General features: G+C 67.5%; 24 protein-coding genes. 17 read left to right on the top strand and 7 right to left on the bottom strand.

Annotated features, from left to right (window positions below; translation table 11 throughout):
• The first annotated feature begins 35 nt into the window (after positions 1 to 35).
• From ACOQPE_RS02135 to ACOQPE_RS02115, 5 genes are all read left to right on the top strand, one after another.
• Complete coding sequence (locus ACOQPE_RS02135; RefSeq protein ID WP_420610280.1) at positions 36 to 1,415, top strand: MFS transporter; 1,380 nt, start codon at positions 36 to 38, stop codon at positions 1,413 to 1,415.
• A gap of 86 nt (positions 1,416 to 1,501) precedes the next feature.
• On the top strand, positions 1,502 to 2,593 hold the full coding sequence (locus tag ACOQPE_RS02130) for a Zn-dependent alcohol dehydrogenase (protein WP_419916519.1): 1,092 nt from the start codon (positions 1,502 to 1,504) through the stop codon (positions 2,591 to 2,593).
• Positions 2,594 to 2,653: 60 nt separating this feature from the next.
• A complete protein-coding gene (locus ACOQPE_RS02125) occupies positions 2,654 to 3,451 on the top strand; it encodes an SDR family NAD(P)-dependent oxidoreductase (protein WP_420610279.1) in 798 nt (265 codons plus the stop codon).
• 159 nt (positions 3,452 to 3,610) lie between these two features.
• Positions 3,611 to 5,161: an MFS transporter gene (locus ACOQPE_RS02120; protein WP_420610278.1), complete on the top strand. Its 1,551-nt coding sequence runs from the start codon at positions 3,611 to 3,613 to the stop codon at positions 5,159 to 5,161.
• Between the two features lie 214 nt (positions 5,162 to 5,375).
• Positions 5,376 to 6,284 carry an IS982 family transposase gene (locus tag ACOQPE_RS02115; RefSeq protein WP_420610056.1) on the top strand — a complete coding sequence of 303 codons (909 nt, stop codon included), beginning with the start codon at positions 5,376 to 5,378 and terminating at the stop codon, positions 6,282 to 6,284.
• A gap of 18 nt (positions 6,285 to 6,302) precedes the next feature.
• Here ACOQPE_RS02115 and ACOQPE_RS02110 read toward each other — a convergent pair whose 3' ends face one another.
• Positions 6,303 to 7,322: an alpha/beta fold hydrolase gene (locus tag ACOQPE_RS02110; RefSeq protein ID WP_420610277.1), complete on the bottom strand. Its 1,020-nt coding sequence runs from the start codon at positions 7,320 to 7,322 to the stop codon at positions 6,303 to 6,305.
• 151 nt (positions 7,323 to 7,473) lie between these two features.
• Here ACOQPE_RS02110 and ACOQPE_RS02105 point away from each other — a divergent pair, with 151 nt between their 5' ends.
• The 5 genes from ACOQPE_RS02105 to ACOQPE_RS02085 all read left to right on the top strand — a co-directional run bounded on the left by ACOQPE_RS02105 (position 7,474) and on the right by ACOQPE_RS02085 (position 10,684).
• Entirely contained in the window at positions 7,474 to 7,710 is a 237-nt protein-coding gene (locus tag ACOQPE_RS02105) for a FitA-like ribbon-helix-helix domain-containing protein (RefSeq protein ID WP_419916515.1), read from the top strand.
• Positions 7,707 to 8,129 carry a type II toxin-antitoxin system VapC family toxin gene (locus ACOQPE_RS02100; protein WP_420610276.1) on the top strand — a complete coding sequence of 141 codons (423 nt, stop codon included), beginning with the start codon at positions 7,707 to 7,709 and terminating at the stop codon, positions 8,127 to 8,129. Before ACOQPE_RS02105 ends, ACOQPE_RS02100 begins: the two co-directional genes overlap by 4 nt.
• Before the next feature lie 95 nt (positions 8,130 to 8,224).
• Positions 8,225 to 8,608, top strand: coding sequence for a hypothetical protein (locus tag ACOQPE_RS02095; protein ID WP_420610275.1), 384 nt, complete (start codon positions 8,225 to 8,227; stop codon positions 8,606 to 8,608).
• Between the two features lie 86 nt (positions 8,609 to 8,694).
• Complete coding sequence (locus ACOQPE_RS02090) at positions 8,695 to 9,789, top strand: hypothetical protein (protein ID WP_420610274.1); 1,095 nt, start codon at positions 8,695 to 8,697, stop codon at positions 9,787 to 9,789.
• Positions 9,790 to 9,901: 112 nt separating this feature from the next.
• Entirely contained in the window at positions 9,902 to 10,684 is a 783-nt protein-coding gene (locus ACOQPE_RS02085; protein ID WP_420610273.1) for an enoyl-CoA hydratase/isomerase family protein, read from the top strand.
• On the opposite strand, the gene ACOQPE_RS02080 is transcribed toward ACOQPE_RS02085, so the two are convergent.
• Entirely contained in the window at positions 10,681 to 11,511 is an 831-nt protein-coding gene (locus ACOQPE_RS02080) for a carboxymuconolactone decarboxylase family protein (RefSeq protein WP_420610272.1), read from the bottom strand. The genes ACOQPE_RS02085 and ACOQPE_RS02080 overlap by 4 nt on opposite strands.
• 127 nt (positions 11,512 to 11,638) lie before the next feature.
• The gene (locus tag ACOQPE_RS02075) at positions 11,639 to 12,403 is read right to left on the bottom strand and encodes a dodecin family protein (RefSeq protein WP_419855488.1); all 765 of its coding nucleotides are present in this window, start codon (positions 12,401 to 12,403) and stop codon (positions 11,639 to 11,641) included.
• A gap of 120 nt (positions 12,404 to 12,523) precedes the next feature.
• Between ACOQPE_RS02075 and ACOQPE_RS02070 the strand changes: the two genes are divergently transcribed.
• On the top strand, positions 12,524 to 12,733 hold the full coding sequence (locus ACOQPE_RS02070) for a dodecin family protein (protein ID WP_419855489.1): 210 nt from the start codon (positions 12,524 to 12,526) through the stop codon (positions 12,731 to 12,733).
• Positions 12,734 to 12,803: 70 nt separating this feature from the next.
• Positions 12,804 to 15,254, top strand: a complete 2,451-nt coding sequence (locus tag ACOQPE_RS02065; RefSeq protein WP_420610271.1) for a CaiB/BaiF CoA transferase family protein — start codon at positions 12,804 to 12,806, stop codon at positions 15,252 to 15,254.
• 3 nt (positions 15,255 to 15,257) lie between these two features.
• Here the strand turns inward: ACOQPE_RS02065 and ACOQPE_RS02060 are convergent, their stop codons facing one another.
• Together ACOQPE_RS02060 and ACOQPE_RS02055 are read right to left on the bottom strand one after the other, a co-directional pair.
• Positions 15,258 to 16,052: a VOC family protein gene (locus ACOQPE_RS02060; protein ID WP_420610270.1), complete on the bottom strand. Its 795-nt coding sequence runs from the start codon at positions 16,050 to 16,052 to the stop codon at positions 15,258 to 15,260.
• A 55-nt stretch (positions 16,053 to 16,107) separates the two neighbouring features.
• Entirely contained in the window at positions 16,108 to 17,085 is a 978-nt protein-coding gene (locus tag ACOQPE_RS02055) for an alpha/beta hydrolase (protein ID WP_420610269.1), read from the bottom strand.
• A 140-nt stretch (positions 17,086 to 17,225) separates the two neighbouring features.
• Here ACOQPE_RS02055 and ACOQPE_RS02050 point away from each other — a divergent pair, with 140 nt between their 5' ends.
• On the top strand, positions 17,226 to 18,944 hold the full coding sequence (locus ACOQPE_RS02050; protein WP_420610268.1) for an N-acyl-D-amino-acid deacylase family protein: 1,719 nt from the start codon (positions 17,226 to 17,228) through the stop codon (positions 18,942 to 18,944).
• A 52-nt stretch (positions 18,945 to 18,996) separates the two neighbouring features.
• Here ACOQPE_RS02050 and ACOQPE_RS02045 read toward each other — a convergent pair whose 3' ends face one another.
• Entirely contained in the window at positions 18,997 to 20,142 is a 1,146-nt protein-coding gene (locus tag ACOQPE_RS02045) for a hypothetical protein (RefSeq protein ID WP_420610267.1), read from the bottom strand.
• 139 nt (positions 20,143 to 20,281) lie between these two features.
• Between ACOQPE_RS02045 and ACOQPE_RS02040 the strand changes: the two genes are divergently transcribed.
• The 4 genes from ACOQPE_RS02040 (at position 20,282) to ACOQPE_RS02025 (ending at position 23,079) form a co-directional block, all read left to right on the top strand.
• Positions 20,282 to 20,524, top strand: coding sequence for a hypothetical protein (locus ACOQPE_RS02040; RefSeq protein ID WP_419855495.1), 243 nt, complete (start codon positions 20,282 to 20,284; stop codon positions 20,522 to 20,524).
• Positions 20,525 to 20,644: 120 nt separating this feature from the next.
• Positions 20,645 to 21,259 (top strand): enoyl-CoA hydratase/isomerase family protein, encoded by a 615-nt coding sequence (locus ACOQPE_RS02035; RefSeq protein ID WP_420610266.1) that lies wholly within the window; start codon positions 20,645 to 20,647, stop codon positions 21,257 to 21,259.
• 37 nt (positions 21,260 to 21,296) lie between these two features.
• Positions 21,297 to 22,349 (top strand): CoA transferase, encoded by a 1,053-nt coding sequence (locus tag ACOQPE_RS02030; protein ID WP_420610265.1) that lies wholly within the window; start codon positions 21,297 to 21,299, stop codon positions 22,347 to 22,349.
• Complete coding sequence (locus ACOQPE_RS02025) at positions 22,342 to 23,079, top strand: enoyl-CoA hydratase/isomerase family protein (RefSeq protein WP_420610264.1); 738 nt, start codon at positions 22,342 to 22,344, stop codon at positions 23,077 to 23,079. The genes ACOQPE_RS02030 and ACOQPE_RS02025 overlap by 8 nt, the downstream gene beginning before the upstream one ends.
• 27 nt (positions 23,080 to 23,106) lie before the next feature.
• On the opposite strand, the gene ACOQPE_RS02020 is transcribed toward ACOQPE_RS02025, so the two are convergent.
• Positions 23,107 to 23,532 carry a VOC family protein gene (locus ACOQPE_RS02020; RefSeq protein ID WP_420610263.1) on the bottom strand — a complete coding sequence of 142 codons (426 nt, stop codon included), beginning with the start codon at positions 23,530 to 23,532 and terminating at the stop codon, positions 23,107 to 23,109.
• Positions 23,533 to 23,535 lie beyond the last annotated feature (3 nt).

Here is a 23,535-nt window from a genome sequence, read left to right as displayed (position 1 = left end):
CGCCGACCAGCGCGCCCTCGTAGGATGCCGCGCTGATGCGCAGGGGGGCGGTGGCCGCTGAGGCGCCGCGCCTTGAGCCCGAGGTCCGCGGCGGCGGTGCATTCTCGGCCCGCGGCTTCGCCCCGCTGTGGTTCAGCGGGCTGTGCTGGCACTGGGGACGCTGGGCGATCGCGTTCCTTGCGAGCTATCACGTCAACCAGATCACCGGCTCGCCACGGATGGTGCAGCTGACTGGGGCCATCATGTGGGCGCCTCTGCTGCTCGGCGGGGCCATCGGCGGGGTGATCTCGGATCGCTTCGACCGGCGGCGCACCGTGCGATTGCAGACAGCGCTTCTGGTGCCGTTCGTGGCCGTGGTAGGGCTGGCCGAGCGGGCTGGGCAACTGGGCATCGCGCTGCTGTATCCGTTCTTGTTGTTCGCGGGCATCGGCTGGGTGGTGGACATGACCAGCCGTCGAGCTCTGGTGCTCGACATCGTGGGGCCGCATCGGCTGCACAAGGCAATGGCGTGGGAGACGATGGCGCTCGCCTCAGGCGTAGCGGCGGGGCAGCTGCTGGGTGGCGCAGTTGCTGACCGGGCTGGGGTAGGGGCTGCCTTCCTGGGGGTGGCCGCCATGCTGGGCCTCGGCTTGGTGCTCCTCATGTGGGTACCGCACGTGCCCCCGGCCCGGCCTGTGACCACAGCGACTGATCGATGGTCCGACGCGCTCCGGGACCGGATCTTCGAGGTTGTGCCCCCCGGCCGAGCCGGCGAGGCGCAGCAACACGGCCGAGCCGGCGAGGCGCAGCAACACAGCCGAGACCGCACCTCGACGCTCGCGGAGCTGCGGGCTGGTTTGCGCCTGGCTCGGACCAATCGCAGTCTGCTCAGCATCCTGGGTGTCACCGTGATGGCGAACTTCTTCATGTTCGCCTACTTCCCGGCCGTCCAGCTCATCGGCGACCAGGTCAACGCCACGGCATCGCAGATCGGGATCATCGGCTCGATGACCGGCTTCGGCATGATCACCGGATCGTTGGTCACCGCCAAGTGGGGCGATGGTCGCTGGGGGATCGCCTACTCACTAGGCGTGTTCGTGGCGATGGCGATGCTCATTGTGTGGGCGCTGTCGCCGAATGTGCTGATCGCCGTGATCACGCTGTACGTCGCAAGCTGCGGCAGCGGGCTCTTCGCTGCAACGCAGTCGACCCTGGTGCTCACCACCGTGTCGGAGGAGATGCGGGGCCGTGCGATGGGCTTGCTGAGCATGGCGATCGGCGCACTGCCGGTAGGTACCTACGTGCTCGGCGAGGTAGCGCAGCAGCTCGGCGCCCGTACCGCGGTCATCTTGATGGCCTCATTGGGGCTCGCCGGCATGACGCTGTGGCTGCTGATCCGACCGGAGGTGCTCCGGCGCGGAGGTCCCACGCCGTGAGGTTTCCTGCGGCATTCTGAGGGTGAGTACGCTGCCGCGTGGCTAGATCGCGCCGCCGAAGTGCGTGACGGGAGAGGACGCCGACCATGAAAGCTGCAGTGCTCAACGAGATTCCGGGCGAACTCGACATCGAGGACATTTCTGTTGATGCGCCCGCTCCCGACGAGGTCCTGTTGCGGGTGGTGCACGCGGGCCTGTGTCACAGCGACCTGCACTTCATGGATGCCCACTGGCCGTACCAGCTCCCGGCTGTCATGGGCCATGAGAGCGCGGGCGTGGTCGAAGCAGTAGGCGAGAACGTCGCATACGTGAAGCCCGGCGACCATGTCATCTCCTGCCTGTCGGTCTTCTGCGGCCACTGCGAGCGTTGCCTGACCGGTCGTCCGAATATCTGCGCCAATCCCGCTGCCGTTGCACGGCCTTCCGGTACCGCACCACGGCTGGCCAAGCCAGATGGCACCGAGGTGGGCCAGTTCGCCCGTCTCGGCGGATTCGCCGAGGAGATGCTGATCCACCAGAACGCTGTCGTGAAGATCCGTGACGACATGCCGCTCGACCGTGCGGCGCTCATCGGCTGCGGCGTCACCACGGGGCTAGGTGCAGTGTTCAAGACGGCCCGCATCGAGCCCGGTGCGACCGTAGCTGTGTACGGCGCTGGCGGCATCGGCCTGTCGGCTGTGCAGGGCGCCCGCATCGCCGGGGCCGGTCGGGTCATCTCGGTGGATGTCGAGAACGACAAGCTGGAAACAGCCCGCCAAGTGGGCGCCACCGACACGGTCAACGCCTCCGACGGCGACCCGGTCGAAGCCATCAAGGAGATGACCGGCGGCGGCGTGGACTACGCCTTCGAGTGCATCGGGCTGAAGCAGACCTGCGAGCAGGCGTGGTCGTCGTCGCGGCCCGGCGGCACCACCGTCATCGTGGGCATGATGCCGTTCGGCGAGAAGATCGAGATCCCGGGCTATGAGGTGTTCATGCTCGAGAAGCGGCTGCAGGGCTCGATGATGGGCTCGAACGCATTCCGGGTGGACATGCCGCGCTACGTCGACATGTACCTCGACGGCCGCCTCATGCTCGACGAGATGATCTCGGCGCACATGCCGCTGGAGGACATCAACGTGGGCTACGAGCAGATGCGCCAGCGCGTCGGCACCCGCACTGTCATCGACTTCGACTAACCCGCCAATCCAACAACCAGCAAGAGAGGGGCCATGGAGGTCGAGGGCAGAGTTGCTGTAGTGACAGGCGCGGCGAGCGGCATGGGCCGCGCCATGGCCGATACGTTCGCGGCAGCAGGCATGAAGATAGTGCTGGCCGATATCGAGGAAGCCCCGCTGAACGATGCCGCCGCCGAGGTTCGCGAGGCCGGTGCAGAGGCCATCGCGGTGCGCACCGACGTCTCGCAGCTGGCGCAGATCGAGGCGCTCGCCGAGGCTGCCGTGGAGCAGTTCGGAGCGGTGCATGTGCTGTGCAACAACGCTGGCGTCGGCATCCCCGGACCGGTGGGGGACATGTCGCTCGAGGACTGGCGCTGGACGCTCGACATCAATCTGTGGGGGCCGATCTACGGCTGCCACGTGTTCCTGCCGATCATCGAAGCGACCGGCGAGGGCCACATCAACTCGACTGCTTCGGTGGCCGGGCTGTACGGCGGTGCCTCGCTGGGCGCGTACAACGTGTCCAAGCACGGTGTGGTGGCGCTGATGGCCACGCTGGAGCGAGATCTGCGGCTGCGGAACTCGAACGTGCATGCCTCGGTGCTGTGCCCGGGGCCGATCAATACCAACATCGTGTACAGCCAGCGCAATCGTGACCCCGAAGATGCCGCTCATCACGTGCGCACCGATCAGGGCGACAAGTTCTGGGACATGCTCAAGGGCTACCTGTCCGAGGGCATGGACCCCGCCGAGGTGGGGCCGATGGTGCTGGACGCCGTGCGGACCGACCGATTCTGGGTGCTGACGCATCCCGAGATGGGCAAGATCGCCCGCTACCAGGCCGACGCCATGCTCGAGGACGGTCACCTCACGCGCTGAGCGCCTGTCACGTTCGCCGTCACGCATGGCGACGTTGAGGCAAACGCTGCACGAGGGCGTTTACTGAGCCCGTGACACCGACCGCGCCGCGAAGAGCAAAAGGCTCGCCCGAAGCGCTGCCCTGTCGGTTCTGAGCACGTGAAGCCCGCAGGACGGAGCGTGCGCGCGCAAGCACGGCTGGCTGCGAGGCGGCCGTCGGTTTTCACCGTCGTGCCGCAGATTCTCGATGCGGCCGGTCGGCCGCTCGCTCCAGCGGTGGCACCCCCCGCCCCGCGGCCGTCGCCGTCGCCCATTGCTCCCACCGATCGTCCTGCGACTGCTGCCGATGCGCCCCCGTCAGACAGCTACCGGTGGCGGCTGCTCGGCGTGATCGGGCTGGCAGTGCTCGGGTTCGGTTCGTTGATGACCTTGGTGGGGGTTTCGCTGACGCCGATCGCCGAAGACCTGGGAACCTCACTGCCCACGGCCGGCTGGGTCATCACCGGCCTCATGCTGGCCATGGCTGTCTCGACGCCCGCCGGCGGCAAGCTGGCCGACCGGTTCGGGCACCGCCGTATCTTCCTCATCGGCATCGTCGGGATGACCGCGTCGATGATCGCCAACTACTGGGTGCCCGACATCGGCACCTTCATCGCCGTAAGAGTGGTGTTCGGGCTGTGCGGCGGGCTGCTGATGCCCTCGGGCATGGCGCTGCTCATGCACGCGTTCGGCCCGGCCGAGCGGGCACGGGCCGTCGGTTGGTTCCAGTTCGCTATGACCGGTGCGCCGACGATCGGCGTCGTCGTCGGCGGGCCGCTGCTGAACGTGTTCGGCTGGCGCGGCATCTTCTTGCTGTTCGGCGTGATCAGCCTCGTGTCGTTGATCTTTGCCGCCGTCGTCGTCAAGCCGATTCCGCGGGGCGCTCGGGTACCGATCGACGTGCTGGGGGCACTGCTGCTGGCCGGCGGCACGCTGCTGGTGCTGTGGGCGATCACCCGGCTGCCGATGCTCCTGCGGGCGGGCGATGGGCTGCTGTCAGACCAGACGCTCATGCTGATGCTCGGCGGGGCGGTGGTCTGCTTCGCGCTGTTCGTGCTGTGGGAACGCCGCGCACCCGCCCCCTTCTTGGACCTGCGCCTGTTCCGCCGAGCCAGCTTCACCTTGCCGCTGCTGTCGGCGCCGGCCAACCAGTTCGCGTACATGGGCGGCTTCATGGTGGTGCCCTGGGTGCTGCAGGAGCGGTATGGCTTCTCGGTGGGCATCGCTGCGATGCTCATGGTGCCCCGGCCCGGCGCGTTCGCCGTGGCCTCGCCGCTGGGCGGCACGCTGGTGACCAAGATCGGCGCCCGGATCCCGATGTTCTTCGGCACCTCCGCGATGATCGGCTCGATGATCGCCTTCGCCCTGGGCGCCAAGCCGGTGGGCTGGGGCCTCGCGGCGATCATGGTGGGGCTGGTGCTGTCGGGTGTTTCCGCAGGCGTCGGCTCACCCGCTTACCAGGTGCTGGTCGCCAACTCGGTCGAAGACAAGGACCTCGGCATGGCCAACGGCATGAACCAGACGGTCATGTGGATGGGCATCATCCTGGGGATCCAGTCGATGCTGGCCTTCACCGGTGAGGATCCGTCGCTCGGCCGGCTGCGAGCCACGTTCCTGTTCGGCGCCGCAGTCGCCGCGATCGGTTACGTGGCCCCGCTGTTCGCCACCCGCCGATCCACTCGCTTGGCCTAGCGACCCGCTCATCCGCGCATGTTCGTGCGTCGGGAATTCTCGGGAGTCTTAACCCTAGTTTTCCCGAGTCTTAGCCTCGCAAAAACCGTACGGAAGGCTGAGACTCGGACCTAGATGATTGGTTCCAAGGGGTGGGCGGGGGTCCACCGCTGGTGGGGTGAGGGTGTCCAAGCTCGGGGTGTGTATTCACGCTTCGATGTTGGAGGTTCTCAGCATGGGCCCGGACTTGGACACCCTCGCGACTGCACTGTATGTGCGGATAGACGACTTGTTGGCCGATAATCCGCATTGGGCGCCGCGGCGGCCCGAGGTGGGGTTCGCCCCGAGGCTGTCCGACGCGGAGCTGGTCACCCTGGCGGTGATCTCGGCGCTTTTGGGGTTCGACTCCGAGCGCCGCTTCGTGCGCTTCGCGCAGGAGCATCTGGTGCCGTGGTTCCCCTATGTGCCCAATCACGACGGCTTCAACAAGCGGCTGCGCCGCTGCGGGGACATGATCGGCCGTGTCATCGCGGCGCTGGCCCGTGACTGCCCGGACTGGCACGACGACGTGTGGCTGGCCGATTCCACGCCGGTGCCGTGCGGCGCCAGCCGCCAGACCGCCCAGCGTTCCGGTCTCGCCGAATGGGCGGAGTACGGCTGGTGCGCGGCCCATTCGCGCTGGTTCTGGGGGCTGCGGCTGCACATGATCGCCACCCCCGCAGGGCTGCCGGTCGCGTTCGCGCTCGCCGGCGCCAAAGCCGACGAACGCGACATCTGCGCTGCCATGATCGACCGGGCAGGCCTGACACGGCCCGGCCAGACCCTCATCGTCGACAAGGGCTACCGCAGCAAAGCGTTCGAAGCCGACCTCAACAGCGCCGCGATCACCGTCGTGCGGCCCGCTGCCCGCAACGAGCCCGACCGCCCCCACCAGCGGTTCCTGCGGCCCTTCCGCCAGATCATCGAATCGGTCTATGACACCCTCAAAGGCCAGCTCAGCCTCGAACGCCACAACGGCCGCACCCGCGCCGGCGTCGCCGTGCGCGTCCTGACCCGCATCCTCGCCCTCACCGCCGCCATCTGGCACAACAGAGCCCACCACCCCGAACGATCCCCACGATCACTAACCCCCTACGACCACTAACCCCTTGGAACCAATCATCTAGAGGGCGGCGAGGAAGTCGAGCAGTTCGGCGTTGAGCTCGTCAGCGGCTTCCTGCTGCACCCAGTGGCCGATGCCGTCGAGGATCACCGACTTGTGCAGGTTGGGCATGGTCTCGCCGAACTTGGCGATGGAGCCGGCGCCCCACACGGTCGGGCCGTCGACCTCGCCGCCCACGAACAGGCTCGGCTGGGTGATGGCTGCGCCGTCGAAGGCGGCCATGTCCTCCCAGTCGCGGTCCACGTTGCGGTATCGGTTCAGGCCGCCCGACATGCCGGTGCGGGTGAACTCCGAGGTGTAGTAGGCGAAATCGGCCTCCGACATCCAGTGGGGCCAGGAGCCTGCTTCGGGCCAGATGAAGTTGTCCGACAGCTTGCCGCCGGGGGCGACGCCGAAGCCGCCGCCTGACGAGTCGCCCGATGCCTGCCGGGCCCGTACGCCGTCGCCCGAGGCGGCGTAGTACATGCCCAGCAGCCAGTGGGGAAGGTCGACCTCCATTTCAGCCTCGGCACGGCCAGGCTCCTGGAAGTACTCGATGTAGAACTCCTTGTCGCCGCCCATCATGCGGAAGGCGGCGCTGGGCTTGAAGTCGCTGCGGGCGTTGTACGGCACGCTCACCAAGCCGAGCGCGGTGAAGATGTCGGGCCGCAGCAGGGCTGAGCTCCAAGCGATGGGTGCGCCCCAGTCGTGGCCGACGATCACGGCCGTGTCCTCGCCGAGGGCCCGCACGACCCCCACATTGTCGGCGACGTGGCGAACCATGCGGTAGTCGTCGACCGCAGCGGGCGCCGACGAGCGGCCGTAGCCGCGCACGTCGATCGCCACCGCCCGATATCCAGCCGCTGCCACCGCAGGCAGTTGGTGGCGCCACGAATACCACGACTCCGGGAAGCCATGGACGAACAGCACCATCGGCCCCTCGCCCACCTCCGCCACATGAATCCGCGTACCCAGCGCATCCACGTCGTAGTGCTTCACACCGGACAGGTCAGGGGTGGATGTGCCATTGCTCTCACTCATGGCCGACATTCTGGCCCCCGAATGCGTTGGTCGGCGCGTGGCAATCGAAATTGAGTTGCGTGAGATCGACGCGTTGCGCGAGGTTCAGCAGATGTGCGCTGGTCAATATGCAGTGCTTGCAGAATGCGGGCAATGCTGGCAGAATGCGGGCATGGCTAAGCAGATCACCATCCGGAACGTGCCCGATGACGTTTGCGACGAGCTCGCTGCTAGGGCTGCCGAGCAGCGCCAGTCGATGCAGGAATACCTGCGGGGGGAACTCGAGCACCTCGTTGCGAAGCCGTCGGTGGCGTCGTTGCTGGAGGAGATCCGACGGCGCAAGGAAGCTGCGGGCACTCGGGTCTCGGCCGCCACGATCCTCGCGGCACGCGACGCAGACAGGAAGTGAGCGAAGTGGGCGCAGTCATTGATGCTTCGACTCTGTTGGCTGCGCTCATCGACGACGGCGATGACGGCCGGTGGGCGCTTGAGCAGCTCGCACAGAAACCGATGGCCGCACCTGAGCTGCTGCCCGCCGAGTCGTCGAACATCCTGCGCCGTCTGGAACTCTCGCACGAGATAACACGACTCGAAGCAACGGCATCCCAGCGTGAGCTCACCCGATTCGGCCTCGACCTCTACCCGTTTGGCCCGTTCGCCGATCGCGTCTGGGAGCTTCGCTTCAATTTCACCGCCTACGACGCGTGGTACGTCGCCCTCGCGGAGAGGCTCGACTGGCCCCTCGTCACGCTCGACCGCAAGGCAGCAAGAGCCAGCGGATCGCGCTGCGAATTCCGGGTCCCGCCGTGGCCCGAACCGGCTGCCTGACAGCGGAAGCTGGGAGGCCCCGTTTCCAACCGGCTTGCACGACCCGGGCGCAGCGCGTTCGCGACTTGTCACACCCCAGCGCGAGGCTGGCGACCATGGGCAGGCAACTGACTGAACTCATCGAGGCCGCGCCGTGGCGCGAGGCCGTGACCTATCGGGACACGTGGCCGCACGAGTACGTGCTGAGCGAGAAGGACGACCAGCGGGACCTGCTCGCGGCGGTCTGCGCCCGGTTCCACGCCAGCGAGGGCGTCACGGGGCGCTTCTTCCGCATGTCGAATACGTACCTGTTCGTCGGCGATCACAAGTACTGGCTGATGACCGACTACCGCAAGATCAGCCCGCTCGCCGGCGAAGACAACTACGTCATCAACCGAGCCCGCCTGTACCGCGACCGGCGAGACTTCGTGATCCAGCCCGGCGACACCGGCCGCCACGACGACTACCCGACATCGCCGGCGACGCAGCCCATCGACTGAGAGAGAACGTCGCACTGCACTGCGCTAATGAATACTTGCGCGAAATAGATTCTGCGGCACCGCTCATCGACTGAGAGAGCATCACCGTGGAAGACGATCACTCGCTGCTGGCGCACCTAGTTTCCAAACTGACTCCCCAGGTGGAAGACGCCGCGACCGATGCGCTCGCATACATCCTGAACCAGTCGGAGTTGTGCCGAGCGGCGCTTGGCTCACTCGTGAGCGAGAGCGGATATCAGATGCGGTCCATGCACCGGGCAAGTACCCAGGTGACCGTCTTCGATGGGGGACGGCTAGATCTCGTCGGCTACGACGCCGACGGCGCGATTCGGCTGATCATTGAATCGAAGTTCTGGGCAGCGTTGCTGAGCGGCCAGGCAAGCGGATATGTCAAGCACCTGGCAGCCGACAAAGCCGGCGCGACCTTGTTGTTCGTAGCACCCGAGGTTCGACGTGAGACGCTCTGGGCCAAGATCAGAGGGCAATTCGACGATGCACCAGATCTGAGTCTCGGGTCGGATCGCGCCGTCGGCCCGTTGAAGGTGGCGGATGTCAGCGACTCCCAGCGGACCGATGCCCAATGGCGCGTGGCGCTAACCAGTTGGTACGCGCTGCTCAACCACCTTGAGCCCGTTGATTTGTCGATGACGTCCAACATTCGGCAGCTGAGGAGCCTGGCGAACGCCGAGGATGACAAGGCGATCGCGCCCCTGCACGCAGAGGACTTCAATCCGGCAATACCTCGCCGACACTTGGATTTCTGCCGGATCGTCGATGACGTCGTGGATGCGCACGGTCGACGGCAAGGCTGGATGACGACGGAGGGGCTGAGGGCGACGCCTCAATACGACGGTTATCTGCGGTTCTTCAGGTTCTGCACAAGCGACGGCAGTCTCCGGTCATCAGATCTTGCGCTGTACTTCAGCTGCCACCAGTGGGCGAAGACGAGTACCACTCCACTCTGGCTGCGGGTCTGGCGCAACAGGGACAAGGAAATCGACGCCATTCGCAGTGCAGAACCCGAAGTCGAACACTCCTGGACCCCAGGCGATCACCTATGGATAGCGCTGCGGTTGCTGACCGGTATCGAGTACGCCGATGTTCTCGAAGACGTCGTTGAACAGGTGGAGCGTGTCCGCGACATCATTATTCAGGCTCTTGAGAGTGGCGAGACGAGCTAGCTGGCTGTTGGCGCAGGTGAGGAAGCCGGGAGAGCCGATCAGGCTGCCGGGTCCGTAACTGACCCGGACTAGTCCCGCTGCGGGCTTCATCGTCGTCGGCAAGGATGGCGGGATGAGTTTGTTGTCGTTTGAGATGCCGTCGTTGAAGACGATCGAGCTGGAGCCTGATGGGGAGACGCTTCGGGTTTGGTTGAACCGGCCGGAGTCGCGTAATGCGCACAACCAGCTGATGATCCGTGAGGTGGGGGATCTGTTTCTGGCGTTGAACGGGCAAACACAGTTTCGGGTCGTCGTGCTCGGCGGGCGGGGGAAGTCGTTCTGCGCCGGTGCTGATCGCAAGGAGCAGCCGCCTTCTGCCGCGAACGACCGCGAGGCCCGTTACATCAACCAGCTGGGGCGGCGGGCGGCCCGAGCCATCGAGGATTGCGAAGCGGTCACGATCGCTCGGGTGCACGGGCATGCCATCGGCGGCGGATGCTGCTTTGCTACGAGCTGCGATTTCCGCATCAGCGAGGCCGATGCGATGTGGTACGTGCCCGAGGTGGAGCTGGGTGTGCCGCTGCCATGGGGCGCCACGCCGCGGCTGATCGCCGAGCTCGGCATGTCACGTGCGCGCCAGTTCGTGATGACCAGCGAGCGCATCGACGGGCGGCGGGCCGCCGAGTGGGGATTGGCGCATGAGGTGTGCGAGGGCGATGACGAGCTGGATGCGGCCGTCGACCGCTGGGTTGCACGCTTGCTGGATCTGCCCTCACTGTCGGTGCAGATGGCCAAGCATCAGTTGCGGGGTTACGCCCAGATCACCCGGTTGGGCGACCTCTCCGAGTTCGACGGCGACGCCTCCGCCAGGTCCATCACCAGCGAGGACGCCAAAGCCCGCTTCGGCACGTTCTAGCTGCGGGCGTCGATCTTCCCGTAGGCCTTCTTCATCGCCTGGTAGCCCTCGACGGCGCGGGGGATGCCGCCGTAGATGGTCATCTGCACCATGATCTCTTCGATCTCGGTGCGTGTCAGCCCGTGGTTGAGGCCCGCCGGCACGTGGAACGCCAGCTCGTCGGTGCGGCTCAGCACAGTCAGGATCGCGATGACCACGATGCTGCGGTCTCGCCGAGACAGCTCGTCCCGTGACCAGAGGTCGCCGAACGCCCAGTGATAGGCGATGCGCCCAACCTCACCGAGGTGCTCGACCAGGCGTGACATGTCCTCGGAGGGATCGCTCGCGGCGCGGCCGGCCGTGAGCGTGCTGCGTACCTCGGCCGCGCGGCGCTCCCGCTCATCGTCATCGAGCTCAGCGGCGCCCGAACGCTCAGGCAGCCGATCGACCTCGTCGAGTGTGCGGAACCGTTCGTCGACCACCCGGGATGCCGCCATTGCCATCGGGAAGCCGGCGTAGGCGGCCACCTGGATCAGGACCTCTTCGATCTCAGCGCGCGTCAGGCCGTGGTTCAGGCCGACCTCCGTGTGCAGAGACAGCTCCTCGCTTGAACCGATCGTGGCGAGCACCGTGATCACGATCAGGCTGCGGTCACGGCGCGACAGCTCGGGCCGCGACCACACGTCGCCCATCACCACGTCGAAGGCAAATGTGCCCAGAGCGCCGAGGCGCCGGGTCATCGACCGCTGCGCTCGCTCGGGGTCGACTTCCCCGTTGGTGAATCGCTCGTACACCTCGAATGCCGCCGCCCGTCGTTCGGCGTGCGTGCGTGATCCGGTTGTCGACATCGTCGTCTCCCTGCGCCTGATCGTCTTCGTGCCAGCGCCCGTCATCATCGCCGCGATCGCGCCCGTCGTGCCTGACTTGCGGAAATTCTGCAGCCGGCCCGCTGTTCGAAGTGAGCCGATCGCGCTACTAGAGCTCGCCGGGCTCTTTACCGGGCAGGTACGTCACCGGCAGGTTCGTGAGGCGCCGCACCCGTGACGGCAGGTCGGCGCCGACCAGTCGTGAGGCCCCTGCCGGCAGGGTCGACAGGATGATGCCGTCGAAGCTGGAGCGTGACAGCACCGCCTGGATCGCCCGCAGCGGATCAGGGTCGCCGAGCTCACCGGTCGCGGCGTAGGACGCGGCTGCGATCTTGGCAAGCTGGGCGTCGAGACGCTTCTGCGCCTGCTCCATGCCCAACGTGTCGGGTCCCAGGTAATCCGCAGCAGGCACGTGCTCGGACGGGATCCCCGTCACGGGGTCGGCAGCGAGCATCGAGAGCCGGCGCGCCCGCGCATAGCTCTTCGAATGCGTCATCGGCACCAGCAGGTGGAACTCGCACGGGCCGTGGGAATTCAGCCGGTCGATCTCGGCAACGACCTCGCCGGTGCCCAGCGTCTGGTTGGCCACGATGAGCCAGCGCGTCACCTCCACATCGGGCGCGCCCGGCGTCAGGCCAGGCCGCATCCGGTCGACGCGGAACGCCACCCGCAGCTTGATGCGGTAGAGGGCGATCTCGCCTTCCACGATCATCACGTCGCGCTCTTCGACGTGGGCCACCGACAGATCGCGGATCGTCTTGGTGGCCTCGGCAACTCCTCGACGTGCCGCATCCTCCCAAGAAATCCGGCTTGCCGCGACCAGCGTGATGACTTTCTCGACAGCGTTGCGGTTGCGCTGAGGTGATTCGTTCAAGGTGCCGACCTGTTCGGTGTGGGGCTCGTTCCTGCGAGCGATCCAGTGTGCTCCGGTGGGGCAGACTGTAGGGCACACCACGTTCGTGCGGCACACAGCGCGCCGCCGGGGGAGAATCCAATGAGCAGCGTCTACAACGTGATCGAGCTGATCGGCACCAGCGAGGAGTCGTGGGAGAAGGCGACGCAGAACGCCATCACCGAGGCCTCGAAGACCCTGCGAGATCTGCGGGTAGCCGAGGTTGTCGAGCAGGACGTCGTGATCGAGGGCGGCGCGATCGCAGCCTTCCGTACCAAGGTGCGGCTGTCGTTCAAGCACGAGTCGCCTTGAGCCGCCGCAGCGCTAGCGGGCGGTCATCAGGCACGCCCGGGAACCGAGCCCGCGAAGGCCGCACGCTTCGATGACCGCGCGCGGTCTTGACGGCATCCGTGTCGTCGAGCTGGGACAGATGGTGGCGGCTCCGTGGACGGCCAAGCTGCTCGCCGACCTTGGCGCCGACGTCATCAAGGTCGAGCCGCCGCAGGGCGACGCTGCGCGCCGTCGCGGGCCATTCGCTGCTGACCGTGAGCGTCCTGCTTCCCAGATCGTCCCCGATGCCGGCTCTGAGCTGACGGGTGGACTGTTCGCTGCCATCAACACGAACAAGCGCGGCATCGTGGTGGACCTCGCCCGGCCAGACGGCCGCGCAACATTGCAACAGCTGCTCGCCGACGCAGACCTGTTCATCCACGATCTGGCGCCGGCAACAGCGGCTGCGCACGGCCTCACAGCAGAACCGCTGCGGGCGCAGCATCCGTCGCTGGTCACGATGTCGATCACGCCATTCGGGCAGACCGGTCCGTATGCGGACTGGCGAGCGACCGAGCTGCAGGTCGTTCACGGCGGCGGCTGGGGCTGGCTTACCCCCGGCTGCGTGGCCGATCCCGAGCTGCCCCCGCTGAAGCCCCACGGCCACCAAGCTGCCTTCCAGTCGGGCTTCGCGGCTGCATGCGCATCGCTCGCCGCCGTCGACCGTGCACAGCGCACCGGTCGCGGCGAGCACATCGACTTCGCCCAGATGTCCTACGTCGTCGGCATGCTGGAAGCAGCGTTCATCAGCTGGTCGTACCGGGGCGAGAACCCCAGCCGCCTCGGTGCTCGCATTCTCAACCCGTGGGGGATCTTCCCGACCAGCGACGGGCACATCTTCCTGGTGTGCGTCGAGGCCGATCAGTGGGAGCGGCTGAAGGACTTCATGGGCCGGCCGGAGTGGGCCGACATGGACATCTTCGACACGCTCGAGGGTCGCTTCGAGAACGAAGACCTGCTGCGCATGTGGCTCGGCGAGTGGATCGCTGCGCAGCCGGTGACGGAGCTGTTTCATCGGGGCCAGGCAGAGCGCCTGGCGTTTGCCCCGGTGAACACGGTGGCGCAGATGGCCGCCGACCCGCACCTGGCAGCCCGCGACTTCCTCGTCACCTACGAACAGCCGGGGCTGGGAGACATCACCGTGCCGGGCGCGCCGTCGCGGCTCACGAATTCGTGGTGGTCCATCCGCCGACCGGCACCGTCGCTGGGCGAGCACAGCGGCGCTTCATTTGCCGCAACTGACACAGCGACGGCATCACTGCCAGCACCTTCGCCTGCATCTTCGAACACACCGTCGAGCCGCCCGCTCGACGGCGTCACGGTGGCGGACTTCACCTGGGTCTGGGCGGGTCCCTACTGCACGCTGCACCTGGCGCACCTCGGCGCCACGGTGATCAAGGTGGAATCGTCGGCCCGGCCCGATCTCGGCCGCCGTCTGCCGACGCAGTCGGGCCGTCACACGCCGACGCTCGACACCAACGGCTACTTCAACCAATACGGCCAAGGCAAGCAGAGCATCACCATCGACCTGGGCATTCCCGAAGGGCGTGCACTGGCGAAGCGCTTGGCGCTGTCGTGCGACCTGGTGGTGTCCAACTACGCCACCGGCGTCATGGACGGATGGGGTCTCGGCTACGAGGCCCTGGCCGCAGAGCGTCCCGACGTGATCGTGGGCGCCATCAGCGGCTACGGCCACCATGGGCCGTACCAGTCCTACATGGGCTACGGACCCACCACCGGGCCGCTGTCGGGCCTCGCATCGATGACCGGCTACCCCGGAGCAGACGCAGACGAGCTCGGTGTGTCGCTCGGCGACCCGGCGGCCGGGATTGCCACGGCGTACGCGCTGGTCGCCGCGCTCGTGGCGCGGCGACGCACCGGCGAGGGTCAGTTCATCGACACGTCGATGTGGGAGGCCACCACGGCGTGCACCGTTGAGGGTTGGATGGAATGGGTGATGCGGGGCACGCAGCCGGATCCGATGGGCAACCTCGACCCCCTGTGGTCTCCGCACAACCTGTATCGCTGTGCCGGTAACGATGACTGGATAGCCGTCTGCTGCGTCGACGAAGCCGAGTGGGCTGCGCTGGCGAGGATCACCGGCATCGATCCCGATGATGAGCGATTCGCCACCGCCGCCGACCGCAAGGCCAATGAGGCCGAGCTCGACAAGCTCATCGGCGCGTGGACCCGTGAGCGTGACCAGTGGGACATCACCGAGCTGCTGCAAGCTGCCGGCGTGCCCGCCTTCCCCTCGCTCAGCTCACGCTCACTCGAAGTCAACCCGCACCTCGCCGAGCGCGGGCTGATCGAGCGCCTGGATCACCCGGTCGTGGGCCAGATGAGCCACGTCGGCATCCCGTGGCTCCTCTCCGACGGCACCAATGGCGTGCGCTCGCCCGCTCCCATGCTCGGCCAGCACACGCACGAGGTGCTCACCGGCCTGCTCGGGCTCAACCCCGACGAGATCGCAGCGCTCGAGGCGGCAGGCGCTCTCTGCTGAGCCCTACTCGGGCCAGTCGGTGAGGGTGACCACGTCGAATGTTGCGCCGACGGGGTCGGCGATCGTGGCCATGCGGCCCGGGCCCCAGTCGAAGGGTGGCACGATCACGTTGCCGCCGTTGGCCGTCGCCGCAGCGCAGGCGGCGTCGACGTCGTTCACCCCGAAGCTCACCCGCCAGTGCGGCGGCACACCGGGAGGCGGTGCCACCGACGTGCTCGCCACCGGTTCCCCGTCGAGCGTGAACACTGTCGGAGAGTCGGGCACACCTTCCATCGTCCCCGCTTCCCAGCCGAACAGCTTGCAGTAGAAGGCTTCTGCGGCGTCGTTGTCGTGCGTGGCGACCTCGGCCCAGGTGAATGCACCGGGGGCATTCACGATGCCTGCACCGATCGCGGTAATCGGCGTCCACGTGCAGAACACGGCGCCCGTCGGGTCGGCAGCGATGACCATGCGGCCGGCGGCGGCTGGACCCGGCTCGGGCACGTCGATGGCCGGTCGCATGACCGCTCCGCCGGCCGCCGCCACCTGACCGGCGAACTCGTCGGCATCGTCCACGGTGACGTAAACGTTCCAGCAGGGCGGCACGCCTTCGCTGAGCATCTCGGGGGGCATGTCGAACACTCCGGCGGCCGGGTGCCCGTCCACAACAGCCATGACGTAATTGATCTCGCCGGTGGGGTCGCGCTCGTACTCCCAGCCCATGACCGCGCCGTAGAAGTCGATGGCGCCCTCCACGTCGGTGGTCGCCAAGTCGACCCACGAGGGTGTCCCGGCCCGATGGCTCTCTCGCAATGGCATGTCTTCCGTCTCTCCTCGCTGATGTCGCCGCGTCGTGCTCGTCGGCCGGTTTCGGTCAGTCGGCCTCGGGGGCCGCGAGGGCACGCCGCATCGCAATGGCGGTGAATTCCTGCGCCTCGTGTGCTTGATCCAGGAAGCGGGTCATGCCGAAGAAACCGTGGAACTGGCCCGGGTACTCGATGAGCGTGGTGGGCACTCCGGCATCGGCAAGCTTCTGTGCGTATTCGACGCCCTCGTCGCGCAGCGGATCGTGACCGGCCACGATGACGAAGGCAGGCGCGGCGCCCGAGGGATCGTCCACCGCGAGCGGGGCCGCATAGGGATTGGCTCGCTCGGACGGCGCGCAGTAGTGATCGTCGAACCAGGCCATCGTGTCGCGGGTCAGCAGGTAGCCCTCGGCGTTGGCGATCATCGAATGGGTGTCGCGGTCGAAATCTGTGACCGGGTAGATGAGCACCTGCAGGGCCGGCTGGCCGCAAGCGTCGCCATTCGCTGCGCCGTCGCGGCACATGAGCGCAACGGCGGCGGCGAGATTGCCACCTGCACTGTCGCCGCCGATCGCCACACGAGCCGGGTCGATGCCCAGCTCGCTGGCATTGTCGATCACCCACTGGGTGGCGGCACAGCAGTCATCAGCCGGCGCTGGGAACGGAAACTCGGGTGCGAGCCGGTAGTCCACCGACACCGTCACGACTCCGGCCAGCATCGTGAGCGCCCGGCACGTGCGGTCGTGGGTCTCGATGCTGCCGACCACCCAGCCGCCGCCGTGGAAATACACGAGGCAGCCGAGCACGCCGCTTGCATCGGCAGTGGCCGCGCCGTCGCCGGGCCGGTAGATGCGCACGGCGATCTCATTTCCGTCGGGGCCGGGAATCGTCCGGTCCTCCGTGGAGGCAACCTCGACGAACTCGCCAGCGGGCGGCATTTCCTCGAAGCCCGCTCGGGCACGCTCGAAGCCGACATCTTGGAATGACGGTCGGCCCAGGGCGTTCAACTGGTCGATGACTTGGGATGCTTCTGCTTCAAGTGTCACGGCGCGCAGCATATGAGGCGGGACGGGAGCCTCGCGGGGCCGTTTGGGGCCGCGCTTCCGCCGGTGCCCGACCTCCCGCTGCCGTACGCTGATGCGGGCACGGCCGCGTGCGGAAGCGGCGGCGATGACGGGGGCACGACATGGGTGATCTGCTGATTTCAGGCGGGAGTTTGATCGACGGCACGGGCGCTGAGCCGCGCCGCGCCGACGTGCTCATCTCCGATGGCGTCGTGGCTGAGATTGGCGAGTCGCCCGGCGATCTCGCAGGCCGCAGGGTCGATCGCACCATCGACGCCGAGGGCCACGTCGTGACGCCCGGGTTCATCGACGTGCACACCCACATGGATGCCCAGATCGCTTGGGATCCGATGGGCGAGAGCTCGTGCTTCCACGGTGTGACCACCGCCGTGATGGGCAACTGCGGCTTCACGCTGGCGCCCGCCCGCGCCGATGCCCGCCACCTCGTGGTGCGCAACCTCGAGCGGGCCGAGGACATCTCCGCCGAAGCCATGTCTGCAGGCATCGACTGGACATGGGAGACCTTTCCCGAATACCTCGACTTCGTGGACGCCACGCCCAAGGGCATCAACTACGCCGGCTACCTCGGCCATTCGGCGCTGCGCACGTGGGCCATGGGCGAGGCCGCCTTCGACCGCGGCGCCAACGATGACGAGCTGGCGCTGATGCTGCAGCAGCTGCGCGATTCGCTTTACGCCGGCGCCATCGGCTTCACCACTTCCATCTCGTACAACCATGAGACCGCCGACGACCGCCCGGTGGCCTCGCGCCTGGCGGAATGGTCGGAGATCGATGCGTTGGTCAGTGAGATGGGCGTCATGGGCGCTGGCATCTTCGAGCTGGCCAATCACGGCGATCTGCGCTCACGCGACACCGAACGGAACGACGCCTATGTGGCCAAGATCGTCGAGCTGGGCGCCCGTACCCGGGTGCCGATCACCTACGGCATGCTCGCCCCCTCCAGCGAGGACCACCACTGGAAGCCGGTGATCAAGCTGCTCGACGGCATCAACGCCGCCGGCGGCACTTCGTGGGGGCAGGCGCATTCCCGTTGCCTGGGCACGCTGCTGTCGTTCAAGACCTCGCTGCCGTTCGATGCTCTGCCGCTGTGGCGCGAGCTGCGCGCCGACTCTCGGGGCGAGCAGTGGTCGGCGCTCCGAGACCCCGAGATCCGGGCTCGGCTGGTGGACGAGGCTGAGAATGGCGACTACGGCAGGGCCCTCGGGCCCGAAGCCCGCAAGCCGATCTGGTCGCACATCTACCCGTTGACGCAGCCGCTGCCGCCGTTCCGCACGATGGACGTGATCGCTGCCGAGCGTGGTACGACGCCGATGGAAGCGTTCGTCGATCTTGCGCTCGACAGCGATTTGGAGATGTTCTTCGTCCAGGCCCTCGCCAATCAGGACCAGGATCTGGTGCTGCACTTGTTGAAGCACCCCCGGGCGATCCCGACGTTTTCCGACAGCGGTGCGCACGTCACACAGATCATGGACTCGTCGCTGCAGACGCACCTGCTGGGCCACTGGGTACGCGATCGTCAGGAGTTCACGCTGGAAGACGCCGTGCACCGCATCACGCAGCTGCCCGCGACGGCATGGGGTTTCGACGATCGTGGCGTGCTGGAAGTGGGCAAGGCGGCTGACGTGAATGTGTTCGATCCCGACACGGTGTCACCAGACATGCCTGTGCTGGTGCACGACCTGCCGGCGGGCGCTCCGCGCCTGCGCCAAACGGCCACCGGCTTCGCGGCCACCATTGTGAATGGCGAAGTCATCACCGAGCACGGCAAGGTGACCGGCGCCGTGCCGGGTCAGCTCCTGCGGGGCCCGCTGGCGCGCTGAGCAGTCCTGCTGGGCGTTCTCGCCGATTGGGCGAGCTGGCGACTGGACTTGCCTAGGACTCGGTTGCGTTCAGGTTCTCGCGTTTCTCGGTGACGCCCGGGTTCGGGCGGTTGCCGACGTACGCGCTGCCGTAGTTGGGCTCGCTGGACCACTCGATGCCGTCCAACGCGGTCGCAAGACCGCGACGAGCGTCCTTCCATGCCGCGATCAGGCGGTCCTCGGCGTCGTAGTCGAAGGGATCGCCCAGCCGCTGCTCGAGCGCCCCGCCGCGTTCCGGCGGGTTCTCAACCAGCCAGCGAGTGGCCGCCCGCCACGCATCGACGGGCGCCAGCACGTCGTGGTAGCCGAGATCCCGCACCGTCGGACCGATGTCGAGCACCCGGTGCGTGGTGGACCAGCTGCCCACCAGCGGGCGTGCCGGTGCTGCCAGCTCGTAGGGCAGCGACACCAACTCCCAGCGGTGGCCAAGCTCGTCCGCGATGACCTCGGCGATCTGGGCGATCGACAGCGCTGACGAATCGGCCACGTTGTAGATGCCGCCGAGCGCGGCGGCAGGCGCATCGCACGCCAGCAGCGTGGCGTGCGCGGCGTTGCCGATCCATCCCTGGCTCTTCACCGTCAAGCCCCCGTCGGCCACCACGAGGTGAGGCCGCCGGTCGAGTGCCCTGCGCACCAGCGGCCACTCACGTGGCAACGGCTGGCGTGGTCCGTAGAGCTGGGGATAGCGCAGGTGGATCGCGCTGGGGTGGTGCTCGAAGACGGCCTCTTCAGTGACCCGGATCATCCGCAGCTTGCGGAACTCCTCGCCGTCGCCGACCAGCGGCGCGCCGTACGGCAGCGGCACCGGCATGCCGAGCGGGAACAGGTCGTCGGGGCTGCCGAAGCCCCGGTACACGCCGACACCGCCGATCGACACGAAATGGCCGCAGCGTCCCGCCAGCAGCGGCGCCAGCATCCGCAGCCGCCCGTACATGGCCACGACCAGGTCAAACGACTCGTCGCCGAGCGCTGCGGCGGTGGCCTCGCCGTCGAAGGGGTCGGTGTAGATGCGGCGGACTTCGGGGCCGATCAGGTCGGTCTGGTGCCGTCCGGTGTGCAGGATGGTCACGTCGTAGCCGCGTTCGATCAGCCCGTTGACGACGAGCGGCCCGGTCGGGCCGGTTCCCCCGACCACCAGCGCTGCGCGGTGCGACGTCACCGGATCATTGTGCCGTCTCGTCTGGAACGATTCTGAGCCGCCGGTTCGAGTGTGCTCAAGGCGAGGTAATGCCGCGGCGCGGCGTGTAGCTTCATACGGACCACATTTCGCATTGACACGATGAGACCAGGGGGATGCTGTGGCGACCAAGGCTGGAGAGCGTCTGGACTTCGACGGCGGCGTACAGGTCATCGTCACCAAGGGCGGTGAGGCTGACATCTCCGCGTCGTCTGGCGGCGAGGGACTGAAGGTCGGCAAGCGCTACCAGGACGAGGATTCCGGCATCGAGGTGCTCGTCACCAAGCCGGGCGCAGTGACCTTGCAGTGCAACGGCAAGGACATGGCGCTGCAGGAGCCCAAGAAGACCAAGTCGGCCGATTAGGGGAAACCTGCGCCGGCCACCCGAGGGGGTGGTGGCACCCTGAAACGCATCGAGCACACACTGCGAGGCGGCGCGCTGGACCGCGCCGCGGCGCGTGCACTGGCTGATCTGTGCGCGTCGGTGCGTGAGGCGCGCGAGCCGGCGGTGCTGGTGCTGCGCAACGAGCCCGGCAGCGACTTCTGCTCGGGCATCGGCTTTGACCCACTGGAGCTGCAGCCCGACCCGGCGTCGGCATTGGCCGCGGTTCGGAGCCCGGTGGTCTGCGCCATTTCGGGCGTATGCGCTGGTGCGGGACTCGAGATAGCGCTGGCCTGCGATGTCCGTCTGTGCGATTCGAGCGCTCGATTCGCGATGCGCGATGCGCTGGAGGGGCGGCTGCCGGCCTGGGGCGGCACCCAGCGGCTGCCCCGTGCGGTCGGTGCCTCGCGAGCGAGTTCGATGCTGCTGCTCGGAACCGAATTGGATGCGGCGACTGCGCTGGAGTGGGGGCTGGCACACGCCGTCGAGGATGATCTGGACGAGGCGGTGGATCGCTGGCTGGACGAGCTGGCTGGCGCGGGGCCGCTGGCGCTGGAGTTCGCCAAGGAGGCCGTGCACCGGGGCTCCGAGCTGCCGCTGGCTGACGGCCTGCGACTCGAAGGCGACCTGAATCACCAGCTCGCAGCTACCGAAGACCGCGCCGAGGGTCTCGCCGCCTTCTTCGACAAGCGCCCGCCCGACTTCTCAGGGCGTTAGCCATGAGAAGCATCAGACACAGTTCAGGGCGTTAGCCGTGAGCGATTGGCTGCCGCCGGGCCTGTTCGAATATGGCACCGAGCTGGCAGCTGCCGTCGATCGACGACTGGGCACTGGCGTGGTGGGCGATTCCCAGAGCTGGATCGAGATGCCCCGTCGGGTCGGGACTACCGACGTGCCGAGCCGACCAGTTGCGTGGGGTGATGGCGCGCTGTGCGTCGACCTCGGACCCGACGACGCGGAAACCTGGGAACGTTTCGCCGATGTGCACCGCGGCGAGTCCAATCCAGAAGCCGTCGCGGTTGCGGCCCAGGAGTGGCGCTTGCCGGTGACGCCTTACCGCCGGCTTCCGGTTGCGTCCACCCGCCGGGGTGCGATCTCAGCATCCGGCACGCCGCCGACAGCATCCGGCATCGACCTCGGCGCGTCCGGCGCGGCACGGGCCTCATCCGGCATTGGCAGTGTCAACGTGGTGGACCTGACCTCGATGTGGGCCGGGCCGCTGTGCACTGAGCTGCTGGGCCGCGCGGGCGCAGACGTGCGCAAGGTCAGCTCTGCGGCACGGCCTGACGGCCTGGCGGGCACGGCGATGTACGACGAGCTGAACGCGCACAAGACCGCAGTCGAGCTTGACCCCCGGCACCCGGCAGGCCGCCGGAGCCTCGACGAGCTCTTGGCGACGGCAGACCTTCTGGTTACCTCCCTCTCTCCGCGGGCGCTCGGCAACCTGGACCTGCTGCCCTCGCAACTGTGTGCCCGCCATCCGCGGCTGCGCACCTTGGCGATCACTGCGTTCGAACCGGACTCGCCGGAGCGCGACTGGATTGCCTACGGCACCGGCGTCCACGCCGCCTCGGGCCTCGGTTTGCTGGGCGACGAGCCGCGGACGCCCGCGTTTTCCTACCCCGATCCGCTTGCCGGACTGCTGGCGGCAGGCATCGCGGTGGATCAGCTCGCGGGCGTCGCACCCCAGCACACACGTGTGTCGCTGGCGGGCGCAGTGACGCCGCTGGCGAGCCGGGTTTCCTGCAGCAATGTCGCTCACGCTCCGGCTTCCCTAGCCGAGTCGGGCGGTGATCGGCATGGCTGAGCGCGTGCGACTGGTGTTCGGCCATGACGGCGTGGCCACGATCACGCTGTGTCACCCTCCGCTGAACATCTACGACCTGGACATGCGCGACGGGCTCATCGAGGCGATCACTGCCGTGCGCGACGTGCCCGACGTGCGCTGCGTGGTTCTCGCCGCCGAGGGCAAGCACTTCAGCGCAGGCGCTGACCTTTCCGAGTTCGGCACCGCCGAGTCGATCTTCGATGCACGGCGAATTCGCTGGGACCGCGACCCGTGGTTGCCGCTGGTGAACTTGCCAGTGCCCACCCTGTGCGCGCTGCACGGCTACGCGCTCGGCTCGGGCCTGGAGATGTCGCTGCTGTGCGACTTGCGCATCGCCAGCGAGGACTCGGTGATGGGCCTGCCAGAAGCCAAGCTCGGCATGCTTCCCGCTGCCGGCGGCACCCAGAGCCTCACCGCGGCCATCGGACCTGTGGCTGCCTTGCCGCTGGTGCTCAGCGGCAGAAACATCGACGCAGCCGAGGCTCTCCGGCTCGGCATCGTCGCCGAGGTCGTGCCGCCCGACGATCTCGACAGCCGCACAGCGGAATTGGCGGGTCAGCTCGCCCGGATCGATCAACCGGTGGCCCGGGCGCTGCGCCGCTGTCTGCGAGCCGCGAACGACCTCCCGCTCAGCGACGGCCTGGCCGTCGAGAGGCGCTCGGCCCGGCTCGTCGCCGCCGGTTCGGGCGGCAAATCTCCGTCGCCATAGCTGCGGGAGCGCCTTTCGGGCGGCCTGTCAGCGAGAGACGACGCAGAACTCCGAGCCCTCGGGATCGGCCATGACGGTGGCCCGGAAGCCGAGGTGACCGGCGACCTCCTCTGCGGCCGGAACCAGCACCGATGCGCCGAGCGCCACGAGCCGAGCCACTTCGGTATCCATGTCGCGGGTGAACAGATCGAGGTGTGCACGCAGCTTGGCCGTCTTGGCCTCGGGCACGCGCTGGATGGTCAGGTGGTTCAGCATCCGGCCGCCGTCGGCTTCCGACAGCGTGATGTAGGGACGCCCGTTGCCGACCCGCGTGTTGAAGCCGATGGCGGCCTGCCAGAAGTCGGCGATGCGCTCCGGGTCGGAGCAATCGATCGTCACTCCCACCGCCCGCAATTGCGGTGCGTCGGCCATGTCATCGGTCGTGTCAGATGTCGCTGCGGCCGTCTCGCTCATGGC

The organism is Candidatus Poriferisodalis sp., assembly GCF_965219595.1.
GTDB lineage: Bacteria > Actinomycetota > Acidimicrobiia > Acidimicrobiales > Poriferisodalaceae > Poriferisodalis.
The sequence above is the reverse complement of the archived record's forward strand: the minus strand, read 5'-3'. Positions and strand labels throughout refer to the sequence as shown.

Excerpts from the sequence above, each read along its gene's own strand:
- ACOQPE_RS02135 (WP_420610280.1), top strand. The coding sequence starts at position 36 with ATGCGCAGGGGGGCGGTGGCCGCTGAGGCGCCGCGCCTTGAGCCCGAG.
- ACOQPE_RS02130 (WP_419916519.1), top strand. The coding sequence starts at position 1,502 with ATGAAAGCTGCAGTGCTCAACGAGATTCCGGGCGAACTCGACATCGAG.
- ACOQPE_RS02115 (WP_420610056.1), top strand. The coding sequence starts at position 5,376 with ATGGGCCCGGACTTGGACACCCTCGCGACTGCACTGTATGTGCGGATA.
- ACOQPE_RS02110 (WP_420610277.1), bottom strand. The coding sequence starts at position 7,322 with ATGAGTGAGAGCAATGGCACATCCACCCCTGACCTGTCCGGTGTGAAG.
- ACOQPE_RS02105 (WP_419916515.1), top strand. The coding sequence starts at position 7,474 with ATGGCTAAGCAGATCACCATCCGGAACGTGCCCGATGACGTTTGCGAC.
- ACOQPE_RS02095 (WP_420610275.1), top strand. The coding sequence starts at position 8,225 with ATGGGCAGGCAACTGACTGAACTCATCGAGGCCGCGCCGTGGCGCGAG.
- ACOQPE_RS02085 (WP_420610273.1), top strand. The coding sequence starts at position 9,902 with ATGAGTTTGTTGTCGTTTGAGATGCCGTCGTTGAAGACGATCGAGCTG.
- ACOQPE_RS02080 (WP_420610272.1), bottom strand. The coding sequence starts at position 11,511 with ATGTCGACAACCGGATCACGCACGCACGCCGAACGACGGGCGGCGGCA.
- ACOQPE_RS02070 (WP_419855489.1), top strand. The coding sequence starts at position 12,524 with ATGAGCAGCGTCTACAACGTGATCGAGCTGATCGGCACCAGCGAGGAG.
- ACOQPE_RS02065 (WP_420610271.1), top strand. The coding sequence starts at position 12,804 with ATGACCGCGCGCGGTCTTGACGGCATCCGTGTCGTCGAGCTGGGACAG.
- ACOQPE_RS02060 (WP_420610270.1), bottom strand. The coding sequence starts at position 16,052 with ATGCCATTGCGAGAGAGCCATCGGGCCGGGACACCCTCGTGGGTCGAC.
- ACOQPE_RS02050 (WP_420610268.1), top strand. The coding sequence starts at position 17,226 with ATGGGTGATCTGCTGATTTCAGGCGGGAGTTTGATCGACGGCACGGGC.
- ACOQPE_RS02025 (WP_420610264.1), top strand. The coding sequence starts at position 22,342 with ATGGCTGAGCGCGTGCGACTGGTGTTCGGCCATGACGGCGTGGCCACG.
- ACOQPE_RS02020 (WP_420610263.1), bottom strand. The coding sequence starts at position 23,532 with ATGAGCGAGACGGCCGCAGCGACATCTGACACGACCGATGACATGGCC.